Annotated in this window: 2 rRNA genes; both read left to right on the top strand. The window is 51.7% G+C overall.

The window, feature by feature from the left end:
* Nucleotides 1–24: 24 nt before the first annotated feature.
* A 16S ribosomal RNA gene (locus A6M13_RS11670) occupies nt 25–1581 on the top strand.
* Nucleotides 1582–1755: 174 nt separating this feature from the next.
* A 23S ribosomal RNA gene (locus tag A6M13_RS11665) occupies nt 1756–4683 on the top strand.
* The 16S and 23S rRNA genes sit together here, the layout of an rRNA operon.
* The last annotated feature ends 4 nt before the right edge of the window (nt 4684–4687 follow it).

Raw genomic sequence — 4687 nt, 5'->3', positions numbered from 1 at the left:
AAAATTTGAGCTTAACTCAAATTCTTTTTGGAGAGTTTGATCCTGGCTCAGGACGAACGCTGGCGGCGTGCCTAATACATGCAAGTCGAGCGAACTGACTTGAGAAGCTTGCTTCTCAATGACGTTAGCGGCGGACGGGTGAGTAACACGTGGGTAACCTACCCTATAGACTGGGATAACTTCGGGAAACCGGAGCTAATACCGGATAATTGTTTTCTTCGCATGAAGAGAATTGGAAAGACGGTTTCGGCTGTCACTATAGGATGGACCCGCGGCGCATTAGCTAGTTGGTGAGGTAACGGCTCACCAAGGCGACGATGCGTAGCCGACCTGAGAGGGTGATCGGCCACACTGGGACTGAGACACGGCCCAGACTCCTACGGGAGGCAGCAGTAGGGAATCTTCCACAATGGACGAAAGTCTGATGGAGCAACGCCGCGTGAGTGAAGAAGGATTTCGGTTCGTAAAACTCTGTTGCAAGGGAAGAACAAGTAGCGTAGTAACTGGCGCTACCTTGACGGTACCTTGTTAGAAAGCCACGGCTAACTACGTGCCAGCAGCCGCGGTAATACGTAGGTGGCAAGCGTTGTCCGGAATTATTGGGCGTAAAGCGCGCGCAGGTGGTTCTTTAAGTCTGATGTGAAAGCCCCCGGCTCAACCGGGGAGGGTCATTGGAAACTGGGGAACTTGAGTGCAGAAGAGGATAGTGGAATTCCAAGTGTAGCGGTGAAATGCGTAGAGATTTGGAGGAACACCAGTGGCGAAGGCGACTATCTGGTCTGTAACTGACACTGAGGCGCGAAAGCGTGGGGAGCAAACAGGATTAGATACCCTGGTAGTCCACGCCGTAAACGATGAGTGCTAAGTGTTGGGGGGTTTCCGCCCCTCAGTGCTGCAGCTAACGCATTAAGCACTCCGCCTGGGGAGTACGGTCGCAAGACTGAAACTCAAAGGAATTGACGGGGGCCCGCACAAGCGGTGGAGCATGTGGTTTAATTCGAAGCAACGCGAAGAACCTTACCAGGTCTTGACATCCCGTTGACCACTATGGAGACATAGTTTTCCCTTCGGGGACAACGGTGACAGGTGGTGCATGGTTGTCGTCAGCTCGTGTCGTGAGATGTTGGGTTAAGTCCCGCAACGAGCGCAACCCTTGTCCTTAGTTGCCAGCATTTAGTTGGGCACTCTAGGGAGACTGCCGGTGACAAACCGGAGGAAGGTGGGGATGACGTCAAATCATCATGCCCCTTATGACCTGGGCTACACACGTGCTACAATGGACGGTACAAACGGTTGCCAACCCGCGAGGGGGAGCCAATCCGATAAAGCCGTTCTCAGTTCGGATTGTAGGCTGCAACTCGCCTACATGAAGCCGGAATCGCTAGTAATCGCGGATCAGCATGCCGCGGTGAATACGTTCCCGGGCCTTGTACACACCGCCCGTCACACCACGAGAGTTTGTAACACCCGAAGCCGGTGGGGTAACCTTTATGGAGCCAGCCGTCGAAGGTGGGATAGATGATTGGGGTGAAGTCGTAACAAGGTAGCCGTATCGGAAGGTGCGGCTGGATCACCTCCTTTCTAAGGATAACTTCGGAAAGTAACCAATCGTGGTTACTGCTCATCATTCTTTGAAAACTGGATAAAACGATATCGAAAACAAACAAAACATCTATTTTTTAAATAGAAACAAGTCAAGTAATTGACGTGTATCTCTTAAAATCTTAAACCTTCGGGTTTAAGTAGTAACTTTTAGGTTAAGTTATTAAGGGCGCACGGTGGATGCCTTGGCACTAGGAGTCGATGAAGGACGGCACTAACACCGATATGCCTCGGGGAGCTGTAAGTAAGCTTTGATCCGGGGATTTCCGAATGGGGGAACCCACTATGCTTAATCGCATAGTATCTACACGTGAATTCATAGCGTGATGAGGACAGACGCAGAGAACTGAAACATCTAAGTACCTGCAGGAACAGAAAGAAAATTCGATTCCCTGAGTAGCGGCGAGCGAAACGGGAAGAGCCCAAACCAAAGAGCTTGCTCTTTGGGGTTGTAGGACACTCTATACGGAGTTACAAAAGAATGAGCTAGACGAAGCGACTTGGAAAGGTCTGCCATAGCGGGTAAAAGCCCCGTAGTCAAAAGTTTATTCCCTCCAGAGTGGATCCTGAGTACGGCGGAACACGTGAAATTCCGTCGGAATCCGGGAGGACCATCTCCCAAGGCTAAATACTACCTAGTGACCGATAGTGAACCAGTACCGTGAGGGAAAGGTGAAAAGCACCCCGGGAGGGGAGTGAAATAGATCCTGAAACCGTGTGCCTACAAGTAGTTAGAGCCCGTTAATGGGTGATAGCGTGCCTTTTGTAGAATGAACCGGCGAGTTACGATTACGTGCGAGGTTAAGTTGAGAAGACGGAGCCGCAGCGAAAGCGAGTCTGAATAGGGCGAATGAGTACGTGGTCGTAGACCCGAAACCAGGTGATCTACCCATGGCCAGGATGAAGGTGAGGTAACACTTACTGGAGGTCCGAACCCACGCACGTTGAAAAGTGCGGGGATGAGCTGTGGGTAGCGGAGAAATTCCAATCGAACCTGGAGATAGCTGGTTCTCTCCGAAATAGCTTTAGGGCTAGCCTCGTGATTGAGAATACTGGAGGTAGAGCACTGTTTGGACTAGGGGGGCATCTCGCTTTACCGAATTCAGACAAACTCCGAATGCCAGATATTTATACACGGGAGTCAGACTGCGAGTGATAAGATCCGTAGTCAAGAGGGAAACAGCCCAGACCACCAGCTAAGGTCCCAAAGTAATCATTAAGTGGAAAAGGATGTGGCGTTGCTTAGACAACCAGGATGTTGGCTTAGAAGCAGCCATCATTTAAAGAGTGCGTAATAGCTCACTGGTCGAGTGACGCTGCGCCGAAAATGTATCGGGGCTAAATGATTCACCGAAGCTGTGGATGTGTCCGTATGGACACGTGGTAGGAGAGCGTTCTAACAGCGTTGAAGTCAGACCGGAAGGACTGGTGGAGCGGTTAGAAGTGAGAATGCCGGTATGAGTAGCGAAAGACGGGTGAGAATCCCGTCCACCGTATGACTAAGGTTTCCTGAGGAAGGCTCGTCCGCTCAGGGTTAGTCGGGACCTAAGCTGAGGCCGATAGGCGTAAGCGATGGACAACAGGTTGATATTCCTGTACCACCTCCTCACCGTTTGAGAAATGGGGGGACGCAGTAGGATAGGGTAAGCAGAGCGTTGGTTGTCTCTGTTCAAGCAGTAAGGTGTGTATGTAGGCAAATCCGCATACTTTAACATTGAGCTGTGATGACGAGTCCGTATGGACGAAGTTCCTGATTTCACACTGCCAAGAAAAGCCTCTATCGAGGTGAGAGGTGCCCGTACCGCAAACCGACACAGGTAGTCGAGGAGAGAATCCTAAGGTGTGCGAGAGAACTCTCGTTAAGGAACTCGGCAAAATGACCCCGTAACTTCGGGAGAAGGGGTGCTCTTGAGCGTGCATAGCGCATGAGAGCCGCAGTGAATAGGCCCAGGCGACTGTTTAGCAAAAACACAGGTCTCTGCAAAACCGTAAGGTGAAGTATAGGGGCTGACGCCTGCCCGGTGCTGGAAGGTTAAGAGGAGCGGTTAGCGCAAGCGAAGCTGTGAATTGAAGCCCCAGTAAACGGCGGCCGTAACTATAACGGTCCTAAGGTAGCGAAATTCCTTGTCGGGTAAGTTCCGACCCGCACGAAAGGCGTAACGATCTGGGCACTGTCTCAACGAGAGACTCGGTGAAATTATAGTACCTGTGAAGATGCAGGTTACCCGCGACAGGACGGAAAGACCCCGTGGAGCTTTACTGTAGCTTGATATTGAATTTTGGTACAACTTGTACAGGATAGGAAGGAGCCTGAGAAACGTGAGCGCCAGCTTGCGTTGAGGCGTCGGTGGGATACTTCCCTGGTTGTATTGAACTTCTAACCCATGCCCCTCATCGGGGTAGGAGACAGTGTCAGGCGGACAGTTTGACTGGGGCGGTCGCCTCCTAAAAGGTAACGGAGGCGCCCAAAGGTTCCCTCAGAATGGTTGGAAATCATTCGTAGAGTGTAAAGGCATAAGGGAGCTTGACTGCGAGACCTACAAGTCGAGCAGGGTCGAAAGACGGGCTTAGTGATCCGGTGGTTCCGCATGGAAGGGCCATCGCTCAACGGATAAAAGCTACCCCGGGGATAACAGGCTTATCTCCCCCAAGAGTCCACATCGACGGGGAGGTTTGGCACCTCGATGTCGGCTCATCGCATCCTGGGGCTGTAGTCGGTCCCAAGGGTTGGGCTGTTCGCCCATTAAAGCGGTACGCGAGCTGGGTTCAGAACGTCGTGAGACAGTTCGGTCCCTATCCGTCGTGGGCGTAGGAAATTTGAGAGGAGCTGTCCTTAGTACGAGAGGACCGGGATGGACACACCGCTGGTGTACCAGTTGTTCTGCCAAGGGCATCGCTGGGTAGCTATGTGTGGACGGGATAAGTGCTGAAAGCATCTAAGCATGAAGCCCCCCTCAAGATGAGATTTCCCATTACGCAAGTAAGTAAGACCCCTGAAAGACGATCAGGTAGATAGGTTCGAGGTGGAAGTGCGGTGACGTATGGAGCTGACGAATACTAATCGGTCGAGGACTTAACCAAATCT

The organism is Caryophanon tenue (genome assembly GCF_001700315.1).
GTDB classification, from domain to species: domain Bacteria; phylum Bacillota; class Bacilli; order Bacillales_A; family Planococcaceae; genus Caryophanon; species Caryophanon tenue.
The sequence above is the reverse complement of the archived record's forward strand: the minus strand, read 5'-3'. Positions and strand labels throughout refer to the sequence as shown.